Source organism: Sphingomonas albertensis (assembly GCF_014358075.1).
In the GTDB taxonomy this organism is placed as follows: domain Bacteria; phylum Pseudomonadota; class Alphaproteobacteria; order Sphingomonadales; family Sphingomonadaceae; genus Sphingomonas; species Sphingomonas albertensis.
Genome location: NZ_JACONT010000016.1, coordinates 1 through 24,550 on the forward strand (window position 1 = coordinate 1; position 24,550 = coordinate 24,550).

The window sequence follows — 24,550 nt, forward strand, 5'->3', positions numbered from 1 at the left end:
TCCAGGGAGGGGGGAAGTCACAGCATCCCCTTGGTCGACGGGATCGCATCTGCCTTGCGCGGATCGATCTCGATCGCCGTCCGAAGCGCCCGCGCCACACCCTTGAATGCCGCCTCGGCGATGTGGTGATTATTGGTTCCGTAGAGAGTCTCGACGTGCAGCGTGATCCCCGCCGCCTGCGCGAAGCTATGGAAGAAATGCTCGAACATCTCGGTGTCCATCCCGCCCAAGCGCTTCTGCGAGAACAAATCCTTCCACACCAGCCAGGGCCGCCCGGAAATATCCAAAGCCACCCGCGTCAGCGTCTCGTCCATCGGCGACAGCGCATCGCCGTACCGCGCGATGCCCCGCTTATCGCCGAGCGCCTGCGCGAACGCCTGCCCGATCGCGATGCCGGTATCCTCGACGGTGTGATGCTCGTCGATGTGCAGGTCGCCCTTGGTCCGTACGCGGAGGTCGATCAGCGAGTGACGCGACAATTGTTCAAGCATGTGATCGAAGAAACCGACCCCGGTCTCGACGTCGTACACGCCGGTCCCATCGAGGTTCACGGTGACGTCGATCGCCGTCTCGGCGGTGGAGCGGGTAATCGTGGCGGTGCGCATGCCACCTCCCATAACGTCCGCCACGACGCATGCAATCTTGACCGGCATCCGAATGGCGCTACCCAAGGGATATGACCGATGGACTGCCCGATAGCCTGATTCCGTACGACGAGATCGTACAAGAAGCCCTGCGTGCCGTGGTCGGCCGCGTGCTCGGTTCGGTCGCGGAGGCCGGCGGGCTTCCCGGCGAGCATCATTTCTACATCACCTTCAAGACGCAGGCGCCCGGCGTCGACATCCCCAAGCGCCTCATCGAGCGCTTCCCGGACGAGATGACGATCGTCATGCAGAACCGCTATTGGGACCTGATCGTCGACGACGAGCGGTTCTCGATCGGGCTGAGCTTCAACCAAGTCCCGTCGAAGCTGGTGATCCCGTACTCGGCGATCACCGCGTTCCAGGATCCTGCGGTCAGCTTCGAACTCCGCTTCCAGGCGCAGGAGGGTGCGGACGACGCGCTCGGCGACCACGACGAAGCCGAAAACGACGGCCCGACCGCAGTCCCGATCGAAGACGGCTCGAACGTCGTCGCGGTGGATTTCAAACGGAAGAAGTGACCCAAACTCCCTCGCCCCTACGGGGAGAGGGAAGGGGCGCCGCCCTTGCGGTGGGAAGGGAGAGGGGCGTTGGGGCACGCGTCCTGAGCCTCAAGCCCCTCACCCTTCCGTCGCCTGTGGCTCCTCCCTCCCTCTCCCCGAAGGGGCGAGGGATCCCGAGCACGCTACGGAAGGTTGACCCCGCATGACCCAAACCCGCCCAGAAACCACCCGCACAGAAACCGACACGATCGGCCCGATCGAAGTCCCCGCCGCCGCATACTGGGGCGCGCAGACCGAACGCTCGATCGAGAACTTCCCCTTCGCCACCCGCGAACGCATGCCGATCGAGATCGTCCACGCGCTCGCGCTCGTCAAACAGGCCGCCGCCCGCGTAAACCGCACCCACGGCCTCGACGAAACCATCGCCACCGCGATCGACTCCGCCGCGCAGGAAGTCATCGACGGCAAGCTCGACGACCAGTTCCCCCTGGTCATCTGGCAGACCGGCAGCGGCACGCAGTCGAACATGAACGCGAACGAGGTCATCGCCGGCCGCGCCAACGAGGTCCTCACCGGCACCCGCGGCGGCAAGTCCCCCGTCCACCCCAACGACCACGTCAACATGAGCCAGTCGTCCAACGACAGCTTCCCGACCGCACTCCACATCGCCGCCGCGATCGCTACCACCCACCGCCTGATCCCCGCGCTCGACACGCTCCACGCCGCGCTCGACGCGAAGGCCAACGCCTGGGACGACATCGTCAAGATCGGCCGCACGCACCTGCAGGACGCAACCCCGCTGACGCTCGGCCAGGAATTCTCCGGCTATGCGAACCAGCTTTACCGCTGCCGCCACCGCATCGAGCCCGCGATCAGCCACGGCATGGTCATCCTCGCGCAGGGCGGCACCGCGGTCGGCACCGGCCTCAACGCCCCCGCCGGCTTCGGCGACGCGATCGCGCACGAACTGGCGGCAATCACCGGTCTGCCGTTCGTCAGCGCGCGCAACAAGTTCGAGGCGCTCGCGTCGAACGATCCGCTCGTCCACCTCTCGGGCACGCTCAACACGCTGGCGGTCGCACTCACCAAGATCGCCAACGACATCCGCCTGCTCGGCTCGGGCCCCCGCTGCGGCTTCGGCGAGATCGACCTCCCCGCGAACGAGCCCGGCAGCTCGATCATGCCGGGGAAAGTGAACCCGACGCAGTGCGAGATGCTGACGATGGTCGCGGGGCAAGTGATGGGCAACCACGTCGCGGTCACCGTCGGCGGGATGCAGGGCCATCTCGAATTGAACGTGTTCAAGCCACTGATCGGCGCCAACGTGCTGCGCTCGATCGACCTGCTGGCGACTGCGATGGAAGGATTCGCGGAACGCTGCGTCGATGGCATCGAACCCAATCGCGGGCGGATCGCCGACCTGCTCGACCGCTCGCTGATGCTGGTGACCGCGCTGGCCCCCGAGATCGGCTACGATGCCGCCGCGAAGATCGCCAAATACGCCCACGCTGAAGGCCTGACGCTGAAAGAAGCCGGGCTCGCGCTCGGCTTGGTCGACGCCGAAACCTTCGACCGAGTCGTCAAACCCGAATCGATGCTCGGCCGCTAACCTCCCGTTCTCCTGCGCACGCAGGAGCCCAGGGTACCAAGCGCGCCGCCCGCGACCCTGGACTCCTGCGTGCGCAGGAGAACGCGGGCGCGTGGGAACCCAATCCTCCGCCAAACGCTAACCCGCCACACGGACAGGAGAAATTACGTGGGCGCAACGACCATTGGCGCGCTGATCGGCGCAGGCATCGACTCGCTAAGTGGCGACGACGGCAACGCGGACGGCGCGATCATCGGTGCGATCACCGCCAACGTACTCAAGATCGTCGTGCCGCTAGCCGTGACCTACGCGATCGGCTGGGCAGTGCTGCGCGGTGCAGCGGAACTCAAGGACCAGGTTTTCGGGGAGTCAGAAGCATGATCGGACGTATTATCAGTGCATTGGTCGGCCGCGAAATGGGCCGTCGCGACGGTTCGGGCGGCGCTTCGGGTGCAGTAAAGGGCGTCGTGGCGATGGGCCTGATGCGCCGCATGGGCCCGCTCGGCATGATCCTCGGCGGCGGCTACGCGGCCAAGAAGGCGTATGACCGCAACAAGGCGCGCAAGGCCGGCTATTAATCCGCCTTCGTAATACCACGCGCGGGCCGCGCATGGGTTGACGCCCATATGCGGTCCGCGGCAAGGGCGCGCATGCCCCACACACTTCCGTCCGACCCGCATGGTTTCCGTCGTCGCGGAGTCCTGTTCGTCCTGTCCTCGCCGTCTGGTGCCGGCAAGTCGACCATCGCGCGCAGATTGCTCGCGGACGAGCACGAACTCGAAATGTCGGTCTCGGTCACGACCCGGTCGGTGCGACCCGGCGAAGTCGACGGCAAGGATTACCATTTCACCGATCTCGAGGGCTTTCGCGACATGGTCGCGAAGGACGAATTCCTCGAATGGGCGCACGTCTTCAACCACCGCTACGGCACCCCCCGCGCGCAAGTCGAGGAATTGCTCGCGGCCGGCAAGGACGTGCTGTTCGACATCGACTGGCAGGGCGCGCAACAGCTGTTCCAGATCGCCGGCGGCGACGTCGTCCGCGTCTTCATCTTCCCGCCCTCGATGGAGGAGTTGCACCGCCGCCTCACCAGCCGCGGCACCGATTCGGAAGAAGTGATCGAAGCCCGCATGTCGCGCGCGGCGAACGAGGTCAGCCACTGGGACGGCTATGATTACGTACTGGTCAACGACGACGTCGACAGCTGCATCCGCGGCGTGAAGACGATCCTCGCCGCGGAACGGTTGAAGCGCTCGCGCCAGACCGGCCTGATCGGCTTCATCCGCAGGCTGACCCGCTAACTTCCCCCCTCCCTGAAAGGGAGGGGGGTTACAGCAGCCCCAGAAACTCCACCCCGACCCCGAACTCCTTGCGCTTAAGCTCGCGCAACTGAGTCGCCTGCCAGTCCTCGCCCCACATCTCGACCGACCAGTCCTCGTCGATCCCCGCCGCCGCCCAGGCCGCATCAGCATCGATCTCGCCCTCGATCAGCGCCAGCCCGATCACCAGCGACCCGGTCAACGTCACCACCGGCGACAACCCCGCCAGCCGAAAATCGTCATATGCCACGACCGCCTCATGCAGCCGCGCGATCGTAGCCGCCGGTTGCGCCACGTGCATCACGCCGGCCGTCACCGCGAACGTCACGTCGTACCGCCCCCGCGCCCACGCCAGCAGCGGATCCCACGCCGCCGCCTGCCGCTCGACCAGCAGAGGCGGCCCCTCCGCGCGGTAACACAGCAGGTCACTCTCGCCATACGCCGCCAGCCGCGCGGCGAACTGCGCAGGGTCGTTCGCGATCGGATCGGTCGCCGCGTTCGCCAAGCCCGTCAGCGGCATCGTTCGCGGATCGATCGTCTCGCCGACCGCGCGCCATTCCGCCGCGACCGCCTCGGCCAGCGCATCGCTTGGCAACGCCAGCGGCCGCCGCCCGGGCGTCCGCACAGGCTTGCCGTCGAGCGTCACCACCCGGTCCGCATCGATCGCGACGTCTTTCCAGAAGCGTTTCATGCACCCATTCCGTTCATTCAGGCGTCCGCCAGCGATGTGCCAGGCTGCGCGGGACGAGTCCGATCATCACCAGCGCCGACAATACGATCGCCACGCCCAGGATTTTCGGTGCAAAGTCGTGCGCGCGCGCCACCAGAATCAGCCCGAGCAATGCCCCGGCCACGCCCGCCAGCCGGATCCCGACGAGCACCATCCAGCGCCGTTGCGCCAATTTGTCCGCCTCGGTCATGGCCGCGCCACCATGTGCAGCAAGTCCGGTACCGCGGTCGCGACGACATCCGCGCCCGCATCGGAAAGCTCGAGCACGTCGTGATACCCCCAAGCGACTCCGACCCCGCGCGCACCCGCCGCGCGCGCCATCGCCATGTCGAAACTCGTATCGCCGATCATCGCCGTCGTCTCCACGGTCGCACCCGCCTCGGCGATCGCCGCGAACAGCATGGCCGGATCAGGCTTCGACGGATGCCGGTCGGCGGTCTGCAACGTCACGAACCGCTCGGTGATCCCGTGCGCGGCGAGGATATGCGCGAGCCCACGATCGGACTTGCCCGTCGCCACGCCGAGCTTCCAGCCGTCGTCGGCCAGCGTCCCAAGGACCTCGGCGATCCCCTCGAACAACGGCTCGTCGGCCAGTTCGCCACTCGCCCGCATCGCATGGAAGGCGTTCTTGTAGTCGGTGGCGAGCGACCGGTGCTGCGCGTCGTCCGCCTCGGGTAACAACAACTGCATCGCCTCCACGAGACTAAGCCCGACGATCCGCCGAATGGCCGCGCGCGGGGGCGGGATCAGTTTGGCGCCCTCGAACGCGCGTTCGCACGCGACGCAGATGTTAGCCTGGCTGTCGACGAGCGTCCCGTCGCAATCGAATACGGCAAGACGGATCATGGGGTTTCTCGGAAAGACATGGGTAGCGTCGTAGATCACGGGGTGCGGAAGGGGAATGTCAAACCGAGGGCGCGAGGAGCTGGGGGGCTAGGAGCAAGGAGCAAGGAGCAAGGAGCAAGGAGCAAGGAGCAACGCGCTAGATGCTAAGCGTTAGCGCAATACCGCAGCATCCATGTTCCCCCGCGGATGCGGGGGCCCAGCTAAGTACCGACAGCGCCCCCGACTCCTGGACCCCCGCCTTCGCGGGGGAACGGGTAGGGGCGAGGGGCACCTCCAACCAGCGGCCCCACCCCGGCGAAGGCCGGGGCCCAGTTGGATAGGTGGCAATAATAGAGCGCCGCCCTTCCTTAGCGACGTCCCCCAACTGGGCCCCGGCCTCCGCCGGGGTGGGGCGGGAGGTGGGGTTAGGGTCCCAAATGACCCGCCTTGTCCCTACCCCGAGACGCCTCCGGAGGCTCCCCCTCTCCCCTCGGGGGAGAGGGAAGGGGCCCGCGCCCACTTGGCCGTGGGAAGGGTGAGGGCACGTTTCAGGCGGCAGGCCTCAGATCACCGGGTCCCAGGCCCACTCCGCGGCCCAGGCTTCCCAGCGCCACCCGGACGACCGCGCCCGGCAGGCTTGGCCCCCTCGACCCGAGGCCCACTCCGCGGCGCCCCGAACTTCGATCCCGCGCCGGTCCGTGCGCCACCCGTCTTCGGCGCACCCGGCTTGGCGCCCGGCTTCTTCTCCTCGACAACCCCACGTCCGCGCCGCTCACCCTTACGCTCTTTCCGCACCGACTTCGCATGCGCCTTGGCCCGCGACTTCATCTGCTCGCGCGTCGGCGCGGTCTTCTCGTCGAGCACCAGGTCGTCGCCCAGCTTTTCCTCGAAGCCCAACTGCTTGAGGCTTTCGGCGAAATGCGTCGGCAGCTCGGCGGTCACGTCGATCGACCCGCCATCCGGATGATCCACCTTGATCCGCCGCGCGTGCAGATGCATTTTCCGCGAAATACCGCCGGTCAGAAACGCCGCCGCGCCGCCGTATTTGCCGTCACCGACGATCGGATGCCCGATCGCCGCCATGTGCACGCGCAACTGGTGGGTCCGCCCTGTGAACGGCTGCAATTCGACCCAGGCCGCGCGGTTGCCCGCGCGCTCGATCACCCGGTACCGCGTCCGCGCCGGTGCGCCCTCGGCTTCGTCGATGTGCATCTTCTCGCCGCCGGTGCCGGGCTGCTTCGCGATCGGCAGCTCGATCATGCCGTCCTCGATCGACGGCACGTCGACCACCAGCGCCCAATAGACTTTCCGCGCGGTCCGCCCGGAAAACGCCTTCGCGAAGAACGCCGCCGCGCGCGACGTCCGCGCCACCAGCAGCGCGCCGGACGTATCCTTGTCGAGCCGGTGGACCAGCTTCGGCCGACCCTCGTTGTCGTACTGGAGCGCATCGAGCAGCCCGTCGACATGCTGGGTCGTCTTGGTGCCGCCCTGCGTCGCGAGACCCGGCGGCTTGTTCAGCACGAACGCCTGGAAATCCTTGTGGATGACCATGCCTTGCGCGAGCTCGGTCTCCTCGTCGGACAGGATCACGCGTTCGCGGACGCGCTTGGGCTTGTCCGGGTCTGCGGCGGCCTTGTCCGCCTCTGGCGGCGGCACGCGCAGCATCTGGCCCGCCGCGATCCGATCGCCCGGCGTCGCGCGCGCGCCGTCGACGCGCAGCTGCCCGGTGCGCGCCCACATCGCCACGGTCGTGTAGCTCGTATCGGGCAGATGCCGCTTGAACCACCGGTCGAGCCGGATGCCGTCATCGTCGAACCCGACGTTGAACTCGCGGAAACCCGTATCGCTATCGCTTTTGCCCGCAGTCATGCGACGGCCCTTACTGCGGAGAGACCCGCGAACAACGCGGCGATCGAACCGATCACCGACACCAAAACATACCCCAACGCGACGCCGAATGCGCCGCGTTCGATCATCGTGACGACCTCCAGCGAGAACGCCGAAAAGGTCGTGAATCCCCCAAGTACGCCAACCGCGAGCAGCAGGCGCCAGTGCTCCGACGCGGCGCTTCGCGCCAGCACGCCGACCAGCACGCCCATCAACAACCCGCCGACGATGTTCACCGCCAGCGTCCCGAAGGGATAGTCCGGCCCGAGCAGCGCGGTCGTCGCGCTACCCGCCAGATAGCGCGCGCCGGAACCGACCGCACCACCGACCATGACGTAGAGAAGGGGAAGCATCCCCGCGCCCTAGCGTGAATCGGGGAAAACGGAAAGGTGCGGTTGGAGGGGGCGAACCACCCTAGCGCACGCCATTTGTTTCCCCGCGAAGCCGGGGACCCAGCCTGGACTCCCGCCTTCGCGGGAGAACAAGAAAGCGGGGGAGTCACACCAACACTTCACTACCCCGGCGAAGGCCGGGGCCCAGTTGGAAACGTTGCAGTAACGAGGACCGTGCTCAGTTGGAGACGTTTCCCAACTGGGCCCCGGCCTCCGCCGGGGTGGTGCACTCTTGGAGTGGCTCCAACTTGAAGCTCACCGCCCGGCGTTGGAAACCATATCCACATCGCTCCCGCCGCCAGCCCGCGCCGTCACATACACCACATACGCGTCGTTCCCCCGAACCCCGCCCAGCACATGCTGCCTGCCGTCCGTGCTGTGCCCGGCCGAATACCCCGCCGCGGTCGCCTTCGTGAAATACCAGTCGAGCATCTTCTGCATCGGCGCAGCACTCGCGAAACTCACCACGCGTAAGCGACACCCGTCGCGATCCGCCCCCGCCGCCTCGGTCAGCCGCGCCGCCGGATACAGCGGCAGGTCCGCCGGCAACCGGTTCGCCCATCCCGCCGAATAGCCGATCTTCTGTGCACACGCGCCCACATCCGGCGTCTTCTGCCGCTCCGCCAGCGTCCCCAGCGTCAGCGCGCCGTTCGCCGTCTTGCACTCGGGGCAATCGTTCGACGGCGCCGGCGCGCGCTGCAACGTCTTCGGGTCGACCGGATCGGCCTTCAACGGACCCTCGGGCGGCACCGCGCCGCCTTCGGGTCGCGTCGGTGGCCGTACCGCATCGGTATTGGACGATTGGGTCAGCCGAGGGTCGACCATGATCTGCCCGCCCAGCGCCGACGTCAGCGCCGGGTCGCGCACCGTGCCGTTGGTCAGTTCGGCATCGAGGCTGTTGAGATCCTGCTGGTCGGTAGAGGACCGGTTGCAGGCGGCCAGCGCGAGCGGGAGGAGAAGGGCGGAGCGCAGGGGAAAAGTCATCACCCGCATCCTATGCCCGAAAGACGGTGAAGAAAGCGTTTTCCGCTCACCTCCGATCCTCCCCCGCCAGGGGGAGGTGGCTGGCGCTTGCCAGACGGAGGGGGAGGACAGGGAAACCCCTGTTGCGTGTCCGCCCCCTCCGTCACCTTCGGCGACACCTCCCCCTGGCGGGGGAGGATCGTAAGGATCCGGCAAGTCTTGCCCGAACCGGCCCGACTCGCCATGTTCTCCGCATGCTGAACATCGTCTCGATCCTCATCGGCCTCGTCACCCTGGTGCTCGGCCTCGTCGCCTTCATTCCGCTGCTCGGCTGGATGAACTGGCTCGTCATCCCGATCGGCATCGTCGGCGCCGCGGTCGGCGCGCTGTCGTCGAGCAGCGGCGGGCGCAACCTCAACATCGTCCTGATCATCATCTTCGCGCTCCGCCTGAGCCTCGGCGGCGGCATCATCTGACGCGAAAAGGGCCCGGCGTTCCCACCAGGCCCTCTTAAACTCTAATCCTCCCCCGCCAGGGGGAGGTGGCTGGCGCTTGCCAGACGGAGGGGGAGGGCAGCGAAACGTCTGTTCCGTGTCCGCCCCCTCCGTCACCTTCGGCGCCACCTCCCCCTTGCGGGGGAGGATCACCAGAGTCCTCAACGGCAGCGCACGTTGCCCCGGTCGATCGACGACCCCAGCACCGCGCCACCGCCCGCACCGATCAACGTGCCGAGCAACTGCGAACCACCGCTCGAGATGATGTTGCCGAGCGCACCGCCGGCCAGGCCACCGACGATCAGCCCCGTCGTCCCGTCGTTGCGACGGCAGTAATAGCGTCCGTTGCCGCCGCGATAGATGCGGTCGTTCCGGCCCAGGCGACGCTCCTGGTAATAGCGCCCGTCACGGTAATAGCGGTCGGCGAAATAGCCGCGCTGCCCCCGCTCGTAGCGATTATAGTCGTAGCCGCGATACTGCTGCCAGTTGCGCCCGTCGTTGCGACGGTCCTGGCGGATGTCGCGAACGTCGCCGCGACGGTCCTGCCGCGCATCCCGCACCTCTTCACGATATTCGCGGCGCGCATCGCGGACGTCACCGCGTGAATCCGCGTTGCGAACGTCGCGGCGATAGTCGCGCTGCGCATCGCGGACCTCGTTGTTATATTCGCGATTGGCGCCCCGGATCGTCGACTGCGCGTCGGCGGGGATTGCACTGAACGCGGTAGCGGCAAGGGCTGCCGACAAGATGGCAATACGCATGATCTCTCTCTCCCAAATGATGTGCGTACTGAACGGCCGGCCGATGCGGGGGTTGCGTGAACCGCAAACTACGTCGCATTCAGCCGGCCGACAGGTATCTGAGATTAGGCGCTTTTATGCGGCCAGGTTATGCTCCAGCGTGATCTCGGCGTTGAGCACCTTAGACACCGGGCAGTTCGCCTTGGCATCCGCGGCGATCGCCTCGAACTCTTCCTTCGAGATGCCGTCGACCTTGGCGTTCAGCGTCAGCGCCGACTTGGTGATCTTGAACCCGTCGCCGTCCTTGTCGAGCGTCACCTTCGCCGACGTCTCGAGCGTCCCGGCCTCATAGCCCTTGCCCGCGAGCGCGAAGCTCAGCGCCATCGTGAAGCACGACGCATGCGCCGCCGCGATCAGTTCCTCGGGGTTGGTGCCGGGCTCGTTCTCGAACCGCGTGTTGAAGCCGTAGGGGCTGTCGGACAACACGCCCGACTGAGTCGAGACATGGCCCTTGCCGCTCTTGCCGAGGCCTTCATATTTTGCCGAACCGCTGCGTGTGGTCATGATGGGGTCCTTTCGGGACATGAAAAAAGGCGCCGTGGTTCCCCACAACGCCCGTCTTCAACGCACCACCCGCAAAATGGCGGCGCAGTTTTTTTTTAGCGGCAACGACGATTGTTGTTGCTGGTGCCCTTGTCGATCGCACGGCCGGCGAGGCCACCGAGGACTGCGCCACCGAGCGTGCCGACGGTGCGGTCGCCGCGGGTGTCGACGGTGCGGCCTAGCAGCGCGCCACCGACGCCGCCGATGATCGTGCCGGTCGTGCCATTGCTCTTCTTGCAATAGACGCGGCCGTCACGACCACGCCATTCGCGACGATCGCGGGCGTCTGCGGCCGAAACCGGGATCAGGACGGTCGGCAGGACCATCGCGCTGCAGCCGAGTGCCAGGATGAACTTACGCATGTTTAACTCCCTAGTGAATTGATCTGGTGGTGTAACGATGTGACTATACGGCGAGTTGCATGAACCGAAAACAACGTCGCGTTCATCGATGCGTTTGGTTCCGCGGCGATCGGGCGGTGGGCGTGGAAATGCCCCGGATCGGCCATATGACGACCACATGACGGGCTCCATGGAAAAAGCCGGGTTACCGATCATCGATGTTTCGCTAAGTCGCTGGGGATGCTTCCGCACACGCTGATCCCGCCCGTCCTGCCCGCGACCGGGCCGTGGTTCGATATCGCGGGGCTCGCGGTGTTTGCCGCCTCGGGTGCGCTGGCCGCCGCGAAACGCGACCAGACCTTTGTGACGGTCGTCTTCTTCGCGCTGATCACCGGCGTCGGCGGCGGCACGGTGCGCGATCTTCTGATCGGCGCGCCGGTGTTCTGGATCCGCGACGCCCGTGCCGCCAGCGTATGCCTGGTGATGGCGCTGCTGATCTGGACGACGCCGGGCCGCTGGTGGCGCGAGGAGGCGCTCGGCTGGTTCGACGCGGTCGGCTTGGCGGCGTACGCGGTCTATGGCGCGGCCAAGGCGCTCGGCTACGGCGTGCCGCCGGTCCCCGCCGCGCTGATGGGGGTGATGACCGCCTGCGTCGGCGGCATCATCCGCGATGTGCTGGCCGGCGAACCGTCGATCCTGATGCGGCCCGAGCTGTACGTGACCGCGGCGGCGCTGGCGGCGGCGAGCTATGTCGGCCTCGTCCTGCTAGGCGTTCCCAACGCCTGGTCCGCGGTGATCGCCGCCAGCGCGGGCTTTACCCTGCGCGCCGCCGCGATCCGCTACCACCTCGCGCTGCCCTCCTATGGTGGCCGCCGCTGACTTTCCCACTCGCTAGGAGAACAAGGAGGGGCGCTCGAACTCGCGCCGACAGCTCTCCTGGACCGATCCGTCTCCCATGCACCACCCCGGCTCCCCAACCACCACCCCGGCTCCCCAACCACCACCCCGGCGGAGGCCGGGGCCCAATTGGGGAACGGAGCCAACGACGGACCGCGCGTCGTCACTGCAGCCTCACCACTTGGGCCTCGGCCTCCGCCGGGGTGGTGCAGGTGTTCGCGCTGGAAGTCAGGCGCGCATCGAATGCTGAGACCTCACGAGGAAAGGTGATCGCGCCAAGGCCCAAACCGCTCCCCTCCCTGAAAGGGAGGGGCTGGGGGTGGGTAAGCCCGCTTGAGTCCCCACGGCCGAGACACGAGGAAACCAACCCACCCCCCAACCCCTCCCTTCCAGGGAGGGGCGAAGAAGAAGCCGCGCTGCTCTTAGGCATCGGCCGCTTGAATAGGTGTCGCCCGCGCTAGACAGTCCCCGCAGAGCGCCAGCACCCTGCAAAGCGCCTAGCCCCTGCAAAGCGCCTAGCCCCAGCAGAGCACCAGCCCGGATCCCATCCAGCCTTCGCGATGCGAGACAGCCAAAACCGTTCCGTCACCCCGGACCGGTTCGCCACGTATCCCCGTCAAACATGCAGCCGTCATTCCCGCGCAGGCGGGAACCCATACTGGCAAACCTCGCGACATGATCGCGACCTCTTGAGCATATGGATTCCCGCCTCCGCGGGGATGACTGAGCTTAGATGACTCGGCTTCTATGCCGGAGAGGGAAACCCGCCACCAGGAACCCGGGAACCAGTCCGGCACAAGAAACAGATCGCCCCCGCCAAGACCAAACCAAACCCAGCGCCTACCCCCGCACAACCCCCACATCCGCAAACCGCTTCGGCTCGGCCGGCGGCACCGCAGGCGCGTTCAGCTCGCACTGCCAATGCCCGACATCGATCCACTGCCCGTTCTTGTACCCGACCTCGCGGTACACCCCCGCGCGGCGAAACCCAACCGCCTCGTGCAGCTTGATCGACGAATCGTTCGGCAACGCGATCGCCCCGATCGCCTGCGTGACCCCCTGGGCCCGCAGCGTATCGATCAGCGCCTCGTACAACAGCCGCCCCGCGCCCTGGCGCTGCGCCGCATCCGCGACATACACCGTGGTCTCGCACGCGAACCGGTACGCCTCGCGCTTGTGGAACGCCGACGCATAGGCATAGGCCAGTACGCCGCCCTCGGGCCCGACCGTCGCGACCAGCCACGGGTACAGCCCGTCCGACGCCGCCATCCGCGCGCGCATCTGCCGCGCATCCGGAGCCTCGGTCTCGAACGACACCGTGCCGACCAGCACGTGCGGCGCATAGATCGCGGCGATCGACGCGGCATCCTCGGGCCGCGCGGCCCGGATCACGATCCCGCCGCCATTGCCCGAAGTGGCCACCATCAGAAGCCGATCCGCGCCAGCAACAGGTCAAGCAGCTTCGCATCGCCGATGCCCGCCGTCGTCGGCCCCATCCCGCCACACTCCAGGCAGCGCGCCTGGATCGAGCCCGACGTCGCCAGCCGCTTCATGTCGCCGACCGCCTGCGCGAGCATCTGGCGACGATCCGCCGCGACATGCGCGAACGCATCGCCGCCCCCTGCGTCGTCGTCCGAACCGTTGTCGCCGAAATCCTGCGCGATCGTCGCGAGGAAACCCGGCTTCTTCTCCAGATACTCGGCATGCACCTTCGCCGGATCGAGCTTCGCGCGCTTGGCCGCCTCATCGATCGCGTCCTTGAGCGTCCCGAACCGGTCGACCAGCCCGATCTGCCGCGCGGTGCCGCCATCCCAGACGCGGCCCTGGCCGATCGCGTCGACCCGCGCCGGCGTCATCTTCCGCGACGCGGCGACGCGGCTGATGAACTCGCGATAGCCGTTCTCGATGCCCGCCTGCGCGATCGCGTCGAACATCGGCGTGGTGCCGCCGACGATATCTGGCTGGCCCGATAGCGGCGTCGTCTTCACGCCGTCGCTGGTCACGCCGATCTTGGCGAGCGCGTTCTCGAAGGTCGGGATCACGCCGAATATGCCGATCGATCCGGTGATCGTGCCGGGTTCGGCGAAGATCACGTCGGCGGGCGTCGACACCCAGTATCCGCCGCTGGCCGCCAGCCCACCCATCGACACGACGATCGGCAGCTTCTGCCGCTTGGCCTCGAGGATCGCGAGCCGGATCTGCTCCGACGCCAGCACCGATCCGCCCGGTGAATCGACGCGGACCACGAGGGCCTTCAGATCCTTCTTGGCGAGCCCGTCGAGCACCGCCTTCTCGATCGTCTTGCCCGCCGCCTTGCCGGGGCCGCTCTCGCCGTCGACGATCTCGCCGGCGATCGTTAGTACGCCGATCGCGTCGCCCGCGGTCGGCAGCGGGTTTGCCTTCACCCAGGCATCGTATTTGATCGTGTTGAAATTGCCCGCCGGCTTCTTGTCGTCGGACCCGGCGATCTCCGCGACGCGGCGCCCGAACGCGGTCCGGTCGCCCAGCTTGTCGACGATGCCGGCGCGCAGATTGGCCTGCGCGATGTTGCCGTTCGCGGCGATGATGACCTTGTCGGGCGCGCTCATGAACTGCGCGATCTGCGCCTTGGGCCGGGCCTTGGCGACGGCCTCGCGCCACTGCGAGAACAGCGTGCCGTACAGCGCGGTGCTCGCCGCCTTGGCGTCCTCGCTCTGGTCGGCGCGCGTGTAGGGCTCGACGAACGACTTGTAGCGGCCGACGCGGTAGACGTGCGCGTTGACGCCGAGCTTGTCGATCAGGCCCTTGTAATAGAGCTGGTTGCCACCCGGACCCATGAAGATCGTGCCGCCCAGCGGATTGACCCAGACCTCGCTGGCGTTGGCCGCGAGGCGGTAGCCGCCATCGGTATACGCCGTCGCATAGGCGAGCACCGGCTTGCCGCTCGCGCGCACCCGCGCCAGCGCATCGCCGACTTCTCCCAGCGCCGCGGGATACGCGCCACCGAAGCTGTCGAGATCGAGTACCACGGCCTTCACCCGCGCATCGGTTCTCGCCGTGTCGATCGAGCGGACCACGTCGCGCAGGCGGAACTGGCGAGTCGTGTTCTGCCCCGAGAGCGCGGCGAACGCGGCCTGCTCCTCGGGCTGCTCGACGATCGAGCCATTGAGGTCGAGCACCAGCGCGCCGTCCTTGATCGCCGTGGTGCTCTGCCGCGCATTGAGCGCCGCGAAAATAAGCCCGAAGAACAACAGCATCGCGATCAGGACGAGCGCATCCTTGATCGCCACGAGGAACTTCCACACGCCCCGCACCAGCCGCCATTTGCGGCGAGGCCGCGTCGGGTCGGTGTAGGACGGGGGAGGGGCGTAGGACGGCGCTGCGGTATCGGTCATGGGACGAGAGCTAGAGCATGCGCGGACCGACGTAAATGGCCTGTGTTACCGTGCCAACACAGGGGCGTTGTAGCCACGCACATCTGTCCGAACGCCGCGGCATTCCCCTCCCGCTTGCGGGAGGGGTTAGGGGAGGGGCGTCCCAAAAACGCCCCGCCTCGGAAAAGCCCCTCCCCCGACCCCTCCCGCAAGCGGAAGGGGAGCAAAAGTAAAGGCTCGCCGAGCCTTGTTCTCCTGCGAACGCTGGAGCCCAGGATCACAAGCGCCGCCCTCCGTCACCCTGGACTCCTGCGTGCGCAGGAGAACGGTAGTGCATTAGCAGTGCGGTCCACCCCCCCCCTTCAGCCACGACGCCCGAAACCCAAGCCCGCCCGAAAAAATTTCACCCCCGGAACCTTTGACATGCCGCACCACGAGGCACATATGCCGTCCGTTGGCACTCGGGTCCCCTGAGTGCCAGAAATCTGTCACAATCCCAAAAGGACATGGACCCCATGAACTTTCGTCCGTTGCATGATCGCGTGCTGGTGAAGCGCCTCGAAGCCGAAGAGAAGACGGCTGGCGGCATCATCATCCCCGACACCGCCAAGGAAAAGCCGCAGGAAGGCGAGGTCGTCGCCGTCGGCACCGGGACCCGCGCCGAGAACGGCACGATCACGCCGCTCGACGTCAAGGCCGGCGACAAGATCCTGTTCGGCAAATGGTCGGGCGCCGAGGTCAAGGTCGATGGCGAAGACCTTCTGATCATGAAGGAATCTGACATTCTCGGGATCGTCGGCTAACCCCGATAGACCTCAGGGATCATCGGTTTTCAGACCTGATCTTGGCCTAACCCGGCCTAACCTTCTTTTTCTATATCTCATCTGAAAGGGCAGCTGACATGGCTTCCAAGGACGTGAAATTCGGTCGTGACGCGCGTGAGCGCATCCTCCGCGGCGTCGACATCCTCGCCGACGCGGTCAAGGTGACCTTGGGCCCCAAGGGCCGCAACGTCGTCATCGACAAGAGCTTCGGCGCACCGCGCATCACCAAGGACGGCGTCACCGTCGCCAAGGAGATCGAGCTCAAGGACAAGTTCGAGAACATGGGTGCGCAGATGCTGCGCGAAGTGGCCTCGAAGACCAACGACATCGCCGGTGACGGCACCACCACCGCGACGGTTCTGGCGCAGGCCATCGTCCGCGAGGGCATGAAGTCGGTCGCAGCGGGCATGAACCCGATGGACCTGAAGCGCGGCATCGATCTCGCCGTCGTCAAGGTCGTCGAGGACGTCAAGGCGCGTTCGAAGCCGGTTTCGGGTTCGAAGGAAGTGGCGCAGGTCGGCATCATCTCGGCAAACGGCGACCGTGAAGTCGGCGAGAAGATCGCCGAAGCCATGGAGAAGGTCGGCAAGGAAGGCGTCATCACCGTCGAGGAGGCCAAGGGTCTCGAATTCGAGCTCGACGTCGTCGAAGGCATGCAGTTCGATCGCGGCTACCTGTCGCCGTACTTCATCACCAACCCCGAGAAGATGACCGTCGAGCTTCAGGATCCCTACATCCTGATCCACGAGAAGAAGCTGTCGAACCTGCAGGCGATGCTCCCGATCCTGGAAGCCGTCGTCCAGTCGGGTCGTCCGCTCCTGATCATCGCCGAAGACATCGAGGGTGAGGCTCTGGCCACGCTCGTCGTCAACAAGCTGCGCGGCGGCCTGAAGGTCGCAGCGGTCAAGGCACCGGGCTTCGGCGATCGTCGCAAGGCGATGCTCGAGGACATCGCGATCCTGACCAAGGGCGAGATGATCTCGGAAGATCTCGGCATCAAGCTCGAGACCGTCACGCTCGGCATGCTCGGCACCGCCAAGCGCGTCACGATCGACAAGGACAACACCGTCATCGTCGACGGTGCCGGTGATCACGACGCGATCAAGGGCCGCACCGAAGCGATCCGCCAGCAGATCGAGAACACGACCAGCGATTACGACAAGGAGAAGCTCCAGGAGCGTCTCGCCAAGCTGGCCGGCGGCGTTGCCGTCATCAAGGTCGGCGGGTCGTCGGAAGTCGAAGTCAAGGAGCGCAAGGACCGCGTCGACGACGCGCTGCACGCAACCCGCGCAGCCGTCGAAGAGGGCATCGTCCCCGGTGGTGGTACGGCTCTGCTGTACGCGACCAAGGTCCTCGACGGCCTGACCGGTGCGAACGAGGACCAGACTCGCGGTATCGACATCGTCCGCAAGTCGCTGACGGCTCTGGTTCGCCAGATCGCGCAGAACGCCGGTCATGACGGTGCGGTTGTTTCGGGCAAGCTGCTCGACGGCAACGACACGTCGATCGGCTTCAACGCCGCGACCGACACGTACGAGAACCTGGTGGAAGCCGGCGTGATCGATCCGACCAAGGTCGTCCGCACCGCGCTGCAGAACGCAGCATCGGTCGCAGGCCTCCTGATCACGACCGAAGCGGCCGTAAGCGAAATGGCCGAAGACAAGCCCGCCATGCCCATGGGCGGCGGCGGCATGGGCGGCATGGGCGGCATGGACTTCTGATTTTCGACCGGGACCAGCGAGAGCTGGTCCCGGACAGAAAATCAGAACGGCCGGCGGGCTGGGCGGCGAAAGCCCCCAGTCCCGTCCGACGAAAAGGGCCGGCTTTGCCGGTCCTCCGTTCCGACCAGAACGACCAAGGCAAAGGGCCGGGGAGCAATCCCCGGCCCTTTGTTTGTCCGCGCTAAGGGTATACCTTCTCGTCCATGACCGCCCTCCGCCTCGATCCCGCCTACCGCCGAGTCGAAGTCGACGAATTCCTCGCCATGGATTTCGGCGGCGCGAGAGCCGAACTCGAAGACGGCCTGATCTACATGATGGCTGGCGGGAACGAGGTTCATGCCCGGATCGCCATGAACCTCGCAACGTATCTGCACACCCAGTTGCGTGGCACGGGCTGCCGCCCCTACGGCTCCGACTTCGCCACCCGCACTGGCGAGCGGTCGATACGGTTCCCCGATCTGAGCATCTACTGCAACGCCCCGTCGGCGCCCGGCAACGAGCGCAAGCAGCTGCTCGGCGACCCACAGGTCGTGTTCGAGGTCCTGTCGCCATCGACCTCGTCCTACGACCAGAAGGTCAAGCTCGAGGAATACCGCGAACTCGAGGGCACTCGCGAGATCGTCCTCGTCGACCCGATCGACGAACGCATCCGCTTGGTCCGGCGCACGCCGAGCGGCGGATGGACCGACGACTGGCTGCCCAATGGAACCGATCTCCAAATCCCGTCGCTGAACCTCACTATCCCGCACGACGAGATATTCGCCCGCGATTGAGGCGCTCGACTTCCTCGGTTTGCTCATCGCCGGCAAGAGATTGGGGAGGACTACGCCATACAGCACCGGAGTCTCTGCCAGTTCCAACGCTTTGCGCCGTCGTGCCGAAGGAACTCCATTATGCTGTAAGTGAAGGGTGCAACCGTCGCGCGTTCACGCTACCACCCTGCCATGACCGCAGGACGTATCGATCAGTTGACCGAGGCCCAGCGCGCCTGCCTGCGATTGGTGCTGACCCATCATAATTCGAAGGAGATCGCGGCGATCTTCGGTGTGTCGCCATCAGCGATCGACAAGCGGATCGAGCGTGCCATCCAGGTCCTCGGCGTTGGCACGCGGTTCGAGGCGGCACGACGTCTCGAGGAGCACGAGCGCGGCGCGCCTGGCGAGACCGTGCCGGTTCGCGAAGAAGCCCAGCCCGACGCGCCGGCGTCCGCATACGAACGGCTACCATCCGAACCAATCGACGTTCCCATCCCCCCCTCCAACGCCCCAGACAGCGCTCAGATCGAGCCGTGGGGGCTTGTTCGCCGCTTCTTCGGACTGTCCGGAGCGAGTGGATCGACGGGAGCGGCGCGCAATCGGTTTTCGGTTGGCGACAGGATAGTCCGACTGATCGTACTCATGGTCTTGATCGCCGTCGCGTCGATGGCACTCGTGAACATGGCGATGACGTTGACCAGCCTGTTGCGATCGAACCGAGACCGCAATGCTCCGGTACACGGTGCCGCAACGACGGCGCCATCGGGGAGAACGACGATGTTGAAACAGCGACGTGAGGCGACCGACAAGGTCACGGTCGATTTTCTGAAGGCCGAGGCTGCGGTCGATCACGCAGCGATGCTCGCCGCATCGTGCGTATCGACGCTGTTGCAGCAGCGGGCCGCCGCCAACTTGCCGGTCGGTACCGGCGTGATGGCGTTGCAGATGCTCTCGCAGGCATCGCTCGACATCATCAACGCGCGGCAACGCTTCGTCGAAGCACATCGCGCGCTGGTCGATGTCCGCGCGGAGATCGGGCTCGGTCAGTTCTATGGGTATGGTGATACCGCGGAATGTCCGCCCAACGAAGGCGCGCTTCGTGCCGACGGCCCGGTTCGCCTGGCAGCGGTGGCCTGAACGGCCGGTTTCGGTCCTGCTTTGGAGGTAAGAGTTGGATCGGGTCTGGCTGTTCTACGCGATACAGGTGGCCGCGTCCGGCTATGCCCTCCTACGGGGTGGCGCACCGGAGCGGTTGACGGGATTGGCGTTGCTGCTCGCGGCGGTTTCCACCGGCCTCGTTCAGCGGAATGTTCCGTTCCTGTTCGCGGGGCTGGAGGCGGGCGTGTTGATCGTCGACCTGATCCTGCTCGCGGCGATGGTCGCGATCACGCTCAAGGCGGATCGGTTCTGGCCAGCCTGGGCCACTGCGCTCCACGCGTTGGGGACGGGGGCTCATCTGGCCCGGGCGATCAGTCCTGACGTCATCCGGCTCGTCTATGCCGTCCTCTCCGCGGCCTGGAGCTATCCCATCGTCCTGCTTCTCGTGATCGGGACAGTCAGGCACTCGCGCAGGATCCGGGCCCGTGGCTGGGATCTCGACTGGAGTCGCCAAGACCCGACCCTCCGCTGAAGCATATTCGGAAGACGTTTATGACTTACGCAATTGCCGTGGTGCCCATCACGGCCGCCAAACGCGTGGCTTTCCTGCCCGCCGTCAACGTGGCCGTCGCCGATCCGCCGCCGGGTGGAGTGTCGTCGCCGGCGTTGGTGGAGGTTGCCAAGCGGCTCTACACCGTCAGGAAGATTCGTGACGAACTTCTCGGCGAAGCGCTGTTTTCGGAACCCGCATGGGATATCCTGCTCGACCTGTTCATTTCCGATCACGAGCGTCGCCAGCTCAGCGTGTCGGCGGTCTGCATCGGCGCGCGCGCGCCCTCGGCGACTGCGCTGCGGTATCTGACGATGCTGCAGGATGCGGATCTGGTCGAACGGACGCGCGACGAACGCGACGGTCGGCGTTCGCACGTACGGCTGACGGTGCTCGGTCGACGGCGCATGGCAAGCCTGTTGGCGCAGTTCATCGCGGAATGAAGGTAGCGGACGCTAGACTGGCGCTGCCGAGGTTAGGATCGGCGGTGCCGATTTGGAGCGGGTAACGGGAATCGAACCCGTGTATTCAGCTTGGAAGGCTGCTGTACTACCATTGTACTATACCCGCCCGACGCATGTGAGCGAGGGGTGGAACTAGCGTCGCGACGCGCCCGGCGCAAGCGTCCGTGTGGTCGCCCCCGAACATGCTTCATGCCTTCATTACCATATTGCGCTAGGTCGCCGGCATGGATCACGACCCAGCGATTGCCGTTCCTGCCACCAGCGATCCCCGACCCAAGTCGGCGGTCAGCCACGGCGCGGGCTTGGCGGGGCTCGTCGGCGTGCTCGTCTGGATCGGCATCGCGCGGCATTTCGGCATGGACGGGCCCTATTCGGCGCTGATCAACGTCGCCGCGTGCGGCGCACCGATGATCGTCTGGTCGCTGCTGGTCGACAAGGTCCATCTGAGCCCGAGTACCGGCATCGACTGGTCTGCGGGGAAGCCCTTGCGAGAGACGCTCGACCTGAGCCTCACCAAGCTGGTCGGGCTATGGGCGACCTGGGCGGGGATCGCAGTGATCTATGGTGCCGGGCGTTTCTACTGGCAGGGCAATTTCGCGTTCGCGATGTGGTGCTTCACCAATGCCGCACCGATCCTGTTCGTCGCCTCCATCCCGTACGTGCTGTGGATCGACCGCTATCTGGTCGAGCCGCGAGACGGCGCCTGGCATCTCGGCGCGTGGATGACGGGGCAGGCGGGTGTCGACCGCGAGGCGATCTACGGCCATCTCCGCGCCTGGGGGGTGAAGACCTTCTTCCTCGCCTTCATGCTCGCGATCGTGCCGCCGGGGTTCGGCGATTTCGTCCGCGGCGATGTCGCATCGGTGCTGCGCGATCCGGTCGCGTTGGCGAGCTGGCTGGTGACGCTGATGTTCCTGATCGACGTGGCGTTCGCGACGGTCGGCTATCTGCTGACCTTCCGCCCCCTCGATTCACACATCCGCAGCGCAAACCCGTATGCGGCGGCATGGATGCCTGCACTGATGTGCTACCCGCCGTTCATCCTAATGACCCCCGGCGGGCCGCTCGATTATCATCCCGGCACGTCGGACTGGGCCTATTGGTTCCAGGGGCATCCGATCCTGCTGGCGCTGATCGGCGCGACCCTGGTCGGACTGACCGCGATCTATGCGTGGGCGACGATGGCGTTCGGCTTCCGCTTCTCGAACCTCACCAACCGGGGGATATTGACGCACGGTCCTTACGCAGTGTCGCGCCATCCCGCCTATCTGTCGAAGAACGTGTTCTGGTGGATCTCGACGATCCCGGTGCTGACGCTCGGCAGCGTCGTCGACGCCGCGCGCTCGACCCTGCTGATGGCGGCGGTCAGCGGCGTCTATTACTGGCGCGCGAAGACCGAGGAGCGGCATCTGAAGCTCGACCCGGACTATCGCGTCTATTTCGATTGGATGACCCGCAACGGCCTGGTTCCGCGGCTCTTCGCAAAGTTGCGCGGCTAATTCCCTCCCGCTTGCGGGAGGGGTTTAGGGGAGGGGCTGACAGAGGCCGTCAGCCGAGACGCCTGCGGCCAAGCCCTCCCCCGACCCCTCCCGCAAGCGGAAGGGGAGCAGTTAGAAGCTGGACTCGTCGTACACCCTCGAGACGTCGCCGCCCCAGACGCCGTGATACTTCTCAAGCAGCACCTCCGCCGGCACCTTGCCGCTGCGGACGATCTCGCGCAGCGGATCGAGGAAGCCGCTCTCGTTGTCGCCAGCCCGGTTGAACCGCGCCCGCGCCGTCAGCCCGGCCCCGGCGATATCGAGCGCCTGGCCCGCGATGTCGCGCAGCTTGCCGCCGCCCGAGATCGGCGCATCCAGCCCCAGCTTCGGCACCGCGTCGCGCAACGTCTGGCGCTCGTCGATCGTCCAGTCCTTGACCAGGTCCCACGCCGCATCGAGCGCGCCCTGATCGTACAGCAACCCGACCCACAGGGCCGGCAGCGCACAAATCCGGTTCCACGGCCCCCCATCGGCGCCGCGCATCTCGAGGAAGGTCTTCAGCCGCACCTCGGGGAACGCGGTCGAGAGGTGATCCGTCCAGTCGTCGAGCGTCGGCTTCTCACCCGGCAGCACCGACAATTCGCCCTTCAGGAAATCGCGGAACGACAGCCCGGCGGCGTCGATATATTTCCCCTCGCGGTAGACGAAGTACATCGGCACATCGAGCGCATACTCGGCATAGCGCTCGTAGCCGAACCCCTCCTCGAACACGAACGGCAGCATGCCGGTGCGGTGCGGATCGGTGTCCGACCAGATATGGCTGCGGTACGACAGCATGCCGTTCGGCTTGCCTTCGGTGAACGGCGAGTTCGCGAACAGCGCGGTCGCGAGCGGCTGGAGCGCGAGCCCGACGCGGAATTTCTTCACCATGTCCGCTTCGGACGCGTAATCCAAGTTCACCTGGATCGTGCAGGTCCGCAGCATCATGTCGAGCCCCATGCTGCCGACGCGCGGCATGTGCCGCAGCATGATCGCATAGCGCCCCTTGGGCATGATCGGCAGTTCGACGCGCGTCTTGTCCGGCCACATGCCGAGCCCGAGGAAGCCGATCCCGAGCTTCTCGCCCGCGGCTTTCACCTGCTCGAGGTGACGCCCGGTCTCCGCACAGGTTTCGTGCAACGAGTCGAGCGGCGCGCCCGACAGCTCGAACTGGCCGGCGGGCTCCAGGCTGATGCTGCCGTCGGGGCCCGACATGGCGATCGCGTTGCCGCCTTCCATGACCGGCTTCCAGCCATATTGCTCCAGCTCGCCGAGCAGCGCGCGGATGCCGCCGGGCTCGTCATAGGACGGCGCGTGGTGATCGCCGTTCGCATAGACGAACTTCTCATGCTCGGTGCCGATCCGCCACGCGTCCTTCGGCTTTTCGCCCGCCGCGAAGCTGGCGATCAACTGGTCGCGCGACTCGATCGTCGGGCTGGTCTTGGGCGGAGCGGAATTGGTCGTCATCATCGCGCCTTACGCGCCGATGAACGGGGGGGCTAGAGGGGATTCGGACCAATCGGTATCAATGTCATGCACCCGCCCGATCAGCGCTCCAGTCGGCGCTCCAGTCACCAGCGGCCGCCATCCATAACGCGACGGCGGCACCCGCCGCTGTTTCGGCCCGAAGGATGCGCGGCCCCAGTCCAATCCCCACGGCCTGCGGATGCGCGCGGATCGCCTCGCGCTCGTCCGCATCGAAGCCGCCCTCGGGCCCGATCAGGATCGCCGCCGGGCCGGGTCGCGATCGCATCGCCTCCAGCGCAGGCACACCGCCGGTCTCGTCCGCGAAGAACAGCGCGCGGTCGGCGGGCCAGTCCCGGAGCAGGGCGGCCAGCTTCACCGGCTCGGTCACCTCGGGCAGCGCCGTGCGCCCGCATTGCTCGGCCGCCTCGATCATCTGCGTCCGCAGGCGATCGGTATTGGGCTTGTCGACGATCGTCCGCCGCGTGACGACGGGTTGCAGCCGCGCGACGCCCAGCTCGCACGCCTTTTCCGCCATCCAGTCGACGCGGCCTTTCTTGAGCGGCGCGGCGCACAGCCACAGATCAGGCACACCCTCGCGCGGCCGCAGCAACTCGGTGACGTCAAGCGTCAGGTCGCGCTTGCCGACGCTTGCGGCGACGCCGAGCCATTCGCCGGTCCGATCGTCGAACAGCTTCACCGGATCGCCGATCTTCATCCGCATCACCCCGACGAGATAATGCGCGGCTGGCCCGTCGACGTGGAGCGGACCGAGCGCGAGGGGGCTGTCGACGAAGAGGCGCGGCGTGGATTGCGGCGGCCAGGCGGGAGTTGCAGGCATAACTCGCCTCTAGCAAATCCTCCCCGGAACGGGGAGGGGG

Annotated in this window: 28 protein-coding genes and 1 tRNA gene; 14 read left to right on the plus strand and 15 right to left on the minus strand. The window is 66.3% G+C overall.

Annotated features, from left to right (window positions below; translation table 11 throughout):
- Positions 1-17: 17 nt before the first annotated feature.
- Positions 18-605 (minus strand): imidazoleglycerol-phosphate dehydratase HisB, encoded by a 588-nt coding sequence (hisB, locus tag H8S47_RS08815; protein ID WP_187503518.1) that lies wholly within the window; start codon positions 603-605, stop codon positions 18-20.
- Between the two features lie 71 nt (positions 606-676).
- Between hisB and H8S47_RS08820 the strand changes: the two genes are divergently transcribed.
- The 5 genes from H8S47_RS08820 (at position 677) to gmk (ending at position 4,033) form a co-directional block, all read left to right on the plus strand.
- Positions 677-1,162 (plus strand): SspB family protein, encoded by a 486-nt coding sequence (locus tag H8S47_RS08820; protein ID WP_056052087.1) that lies wholly within the window; start codon positions 677-679, stop codon positions 1,160-1,162.
- 184 nt (positions 1,163-1,346) lie between these two features.
- A complete protein-coding gene (gene fumC, locus H8S47_RS08825) occupies positions 1,347-2,753 on the plus strand; it encodes a class II fumarate hydratase (protein WP_187503519.1) in 1,407 nt (468 codons plus the stop codon).
- 147 nt (positions 2,754-2,900) lie between these two features.
- A complete protein-coding gene (locus H8S47_RS08830) occupies positions 2,901-3,113 on the plus strand; it encodes a hypothetical protein (RefSeq protein ID WP_056052081.1) in 213 nt (70 codons plus the stop codon).
- Positions 3,110-3,310, plus strand: a complete 201-nt coding sequence (locus H8S47_RS08835; protein ID WP_056052077.1) for a hypothetical protein — start codon at positions 3,110-3,112, stop codon at positions 3,308-3,310. The genes H8S47_RS08830 and H8S47_RS08835 overlap by 4 nt, the downstream gene beginning before the upstream one ends.
- Positions 3,311-3,382: 72 nt before the next feature.
- Positions 3,383-4,033 (plus strand): guanylate kinase, encoded by a 651-nt coding sequence (gmk, locus tag H8S47_RS08840; protein ID WP_056489738.1) that lies wholly within the window; start codon positions 3,383-3,385, stop codon positions 4,031-4,033.
- Between the two features lie 28 nt (positions 4,034-4,061).
- On the opposite strand, the gene H8S47_RS08845 is transcribed toward gmk, so the two are convergent.
- The 6 genes from H8S47_RS08845 to H8S47_RS08870 form a co-directional block, all read right to left on the minus strand.
- Positions 4,062-4,742, minus strand: a complete 681-nt coding sequence (locus H8S47_RS08845; RefSeq protein ID WP_187503520.1) for an ATP12 family chaperone protein — start codon at positions 4,740-4,742, stop codon at positions 4,062-4,064.
- Positions 4,743-4,755: 13 nt separating this feature from the next.
- A complete protein-coding gene (locus H8S47_RS08850; protein ID WP_187503521.1) occupies positions 4,756-4,971 on the minus strand; it encodes a hypothetical protein in 216 nt (71 codons plus the stop codon).
- Positions 4,968-5,627, minus strand: a complete 660-nt coding sequence (locus tag H8S47_RS08855; protein ID WP_187503522.1) for an HAD-IA family hydrolase — start codon at positions 5,625-5,627, stop codon at positions 4,968-4,970. The genes H8S47_RS08850 and H8S47_RS08855 overlap by 4 nt, the downstream gene beginning before the upstream one ends.
- 546 nt (positions 5,628-6,173) lie before the next feature.
- On the minus strand, positions 6,174-7,475 hold the full coding sequence (locus H8S47_RS08860) for an RluA family pseudouridine synthase (protein ID WP_187503523.1): 1,302 nt from the start codon (positions 7,473-7,475) through the stop codon (positions 6,174-6,176).
- Complete coding sequence (crcB, locus tag H8S47_RS08865) at positions 7,472-7,846, minus strand: fluoride efflux transporter CrcB (protein ID WP_187503524.1); 375 nt, start codon at positions 7,844-7,846, stop codon at positions 7,472-7,474. The genes H8S47_RS08860 and crcB overlap by 4 nt, the downstream gene beginning before the upstream one ends.
- 294 nt (positions 7,847-8,140) lie before the next feature.
- The gene (locus H8S47_RS08870; RefSeq protein ID WP_235982713.1) at positions 8,141-8,869 is read right to left on the minus strand and encodes a hypothetical protein; all 729 of its coding nucleotides are present in this window, start codon (positions 8,867-8,869) and stop codon (positions 8,141-8,143) included.
- A gap of 233 nt (positions 8,870-9,102) precedes the next feature.
- On the opposite strand from H8S47_RS08870, the gene H8S47_RS08875 reads away from it, so the two are divergent.
- Entirely contained in the window at positions 9,103-9,324 is a 222-nt protein-coding gene (locus H8S47_RS08875; RefSeq protein ID WP_056052052.1) for a hypothetical protein, read from the plus strand.
- 179 nt (positions 9,325-9,503) lie between these two features.
- Here H8S47_RS08875 and H8S47_RS08880 read toward each other — a convergent pair whose 3' ends face one another.
- The 3 genes from H8S47_RS08880 to H8S47_RS08890 all read right to left on the minus strand — a co-directional run bounded on the left by H8S47_RS08880 (position 9,504) and on the right by H8S47_RS08890 (position 11,047).
- Positions 9,504-10,103: a glycine zipper 2TM domain-containing protein gene (locus H8S47_RS08880; protein ID WP_187503525.1), complete on the minus strand. Its 600-nt coding sequence runs from the start codon at positions 10,101-10,103 to the stop codon at positions 9,504-9,506.
- Positions 10,104-10,217: 114 nt separating this feature from the next.
- Positions 10,218-10,646 carry an OsmC family protein gene (locus H8S47_RS08885; protein ID WP_056065668.1) on the minus strand — a complete coding sequence of 143 codons (429 nt, stop codon included), beginning with the start codon at positions 10,644-10,646 and terminating at the stop codon, positions 10,218-10,220.
- 95 nt (positions 10,647-10,741) lie between these two features.
- A complete protein-coding gene (locus H8S47_RS08890) occupies positions 10,742-11,047 on the minus strand; it encodes a glycine zipper 2TM domain-containing protein (RefSeq protein WP_131583811.1) in 306 nt (101 codons plus the stop codon).
- A 219-nt stretch (positions 11,048-11,266) separates the two neighbouring features.
- Between H8S47_RS08890 and H8S47_RS08895 the strand changes: the two genes are divergently transcribed.
- A complete protein-coding gene (locus tag H8S47_RS08895) occupies positions 11,267-11,905 on the plus strand; it encodes a trimeric intracellular cation channel family protein (RefSeq protein ID WP_187503526.1) in 639 nt (212 codons plus the stop codon).
- A gap of 858 nt (positions 11,906-12,763) precedes the next feature.
- Here the strand turns inward: H8S47_RS08895 and H8S47_RS08900 are convergent.
- Together H8S47_RS08900 and sppA are read right to left on the minus strand one after the other, a co-directional pair.
- Positions 12,764-13,348, minus strand: coding sequence for a GNAT family N-acetyltransferase (locus H8S47_RS08900; RefSeq protein ID WP_187503527.1), 585 nt, complete (start codon positions 13,346-13,348; stop codon positions 12,764-12,766).
- Positions 13,348-15,297, minus strand: coding sequence for a signal peptide peptidase SppA (sppA, locus tag H8S47_RS08905; RefSeq protein WP_187503528.1), 1,950 nt, complete (start codon positions 15,295-15,297; stop codon positions 13,348-13,350). The genes H8S47_RS08900 and sppA overlap by 1 nt, the downstream gene beginning before the upstream one ends.
- Before the next feature lie 494 nt (positions 15,298-15,791).
- Between sppA and groES the strand changes: the two genes are divergently transcribed.
- From groES to H8S47_RS08935, 6 genes are all read left to right on the plus strand, one after another.
- The gene (gene groES / locus H8S47_RS08910; RefSeq protein ID WP_187503529.1) at positions 15,792-16,079 is read left to right on the plus strand and encodes a co-chaperone GroES; all 288 of its coding nucleotides are present in this window, start codon (positions 15,792-15,794) and stop codon (positions 16,077-16,079) included.
- A 98-nt stretch (positions 16,080-16,177) separates the two neighbouring features.
- Complete coding sequence (gene groL / locus H8S47_RS08915) at positions 16,178-17,821, plus strand: chaperonin GroEL (RefSeq protein WP_187503530.1); 1,644 nt, start codon at positions 16,178-16,180, stop codon at positions 17,819-17,821.
- Positions 17,822-18,024: 203 nt separating this feature from the next.
- Positions 18,025-18,594, plus strand: a complete 570-nt coding sequence (locus tag H8S47_RS08920; protein WP_187503531.1) for a Uma2 family endonuclease — start codon at positions 18,025-18,027, stop codon at positions 18,592-18,594.
- A 171-nt stretch (positions 18,595-18,765) separates the two neighbouring features.
- Entirely contained in the window at positions 18,766-19,713 is a 948-nt protein-coding gene (locus H8S47_RS08925) for a sigma factor-like helix-turn-helix DNA-binding protein (RefSeq protein WP_187503532.1), read from the plus strand.
- Positions 19,714-19,747: 34 nt separating this feature from the next.
- Positions 19,748-20,206 carry a hypothetical protein gene (locus tag H8S47_RS08930; RefSeq protein WP_187503533.1) on the plus strand — a complete coding sequence of 153 codons (459 nt, stop codon included), beginning with the start codon at positions 19,748-19,750 and terminating at the stop codon, positions 20,204-20,206.
- A 20-nt stretch (positions 20,207-20,226) separates the two neighbouring features.
- Positions 20,227-20,667, plus strand: a complete 441-nt coding sequence (locus tag H8S47_RS08935) for a helix-turn-helix domain-containing protein (protein ID WP_187503534.1) — start codon at positions 20,227-20,229, stop codon at positions 20,665-20,667.
- Between the two features lie 53 nt (positions 20,668-20,720).
- Here H8S47_RS08935 and H8S47_RS08940 read toward each other — a convergent pair.
- Positions 20,721-20,794, minus strand: a tRNA-Gly gene (locus H8S47_RS08940).
- Between the two features lie 118 nt (positions 20,795-20,912).
- Between H8S47_RS08940 and H8S47_RS08945 the strand changes: the two genes are divergently transcribed.
- Complete coding sequence (locus H8S47_RS08945; RefSeq protein ID WP_187503535.1) at positions 20,913-22,187, plus strand: methyltransferase family protein; 1,275 nt, start codon at positions 20,913-20,915, stop codon at positions 22,185-22,187.
- A 111-nt stretch (positions 22,188-22,298) separates the two neighbouring features.
- Here H8S47_RS08945 and H8S47_RS08950 read toward each other — a convergent pair whose 3' ends face one another.
- Positions 22,299-23,672 carry a glutamate--cysteine ligase gene (locus H8S47_RS08950; RefSeq protein WP_187503536.1) on the minus strand — a complete coding sequence of 458 codons (1,374 nt, stop codon included), beginning with the start codon at positions 23,670-23,672 and terminating at the stop codon, positions 22,299-22,301.
- A gap of 64 nt (positions 23,673-23,736) precedes the next feature.
- Positions 23,737-24,510, minus strand: a complete 774-nt coding sequence (locus tag H8S47_RS08955; RefSeq protein ID WP_187503537.1) for a 16S rRNA (uracil(1498)-N(3))-methyltransferase — start codon at positions 24,508-24,510, stop codon at positions 23,737-23,739.
- Positions 24,511-24,550: the final 40 nt, after the last annotated feature.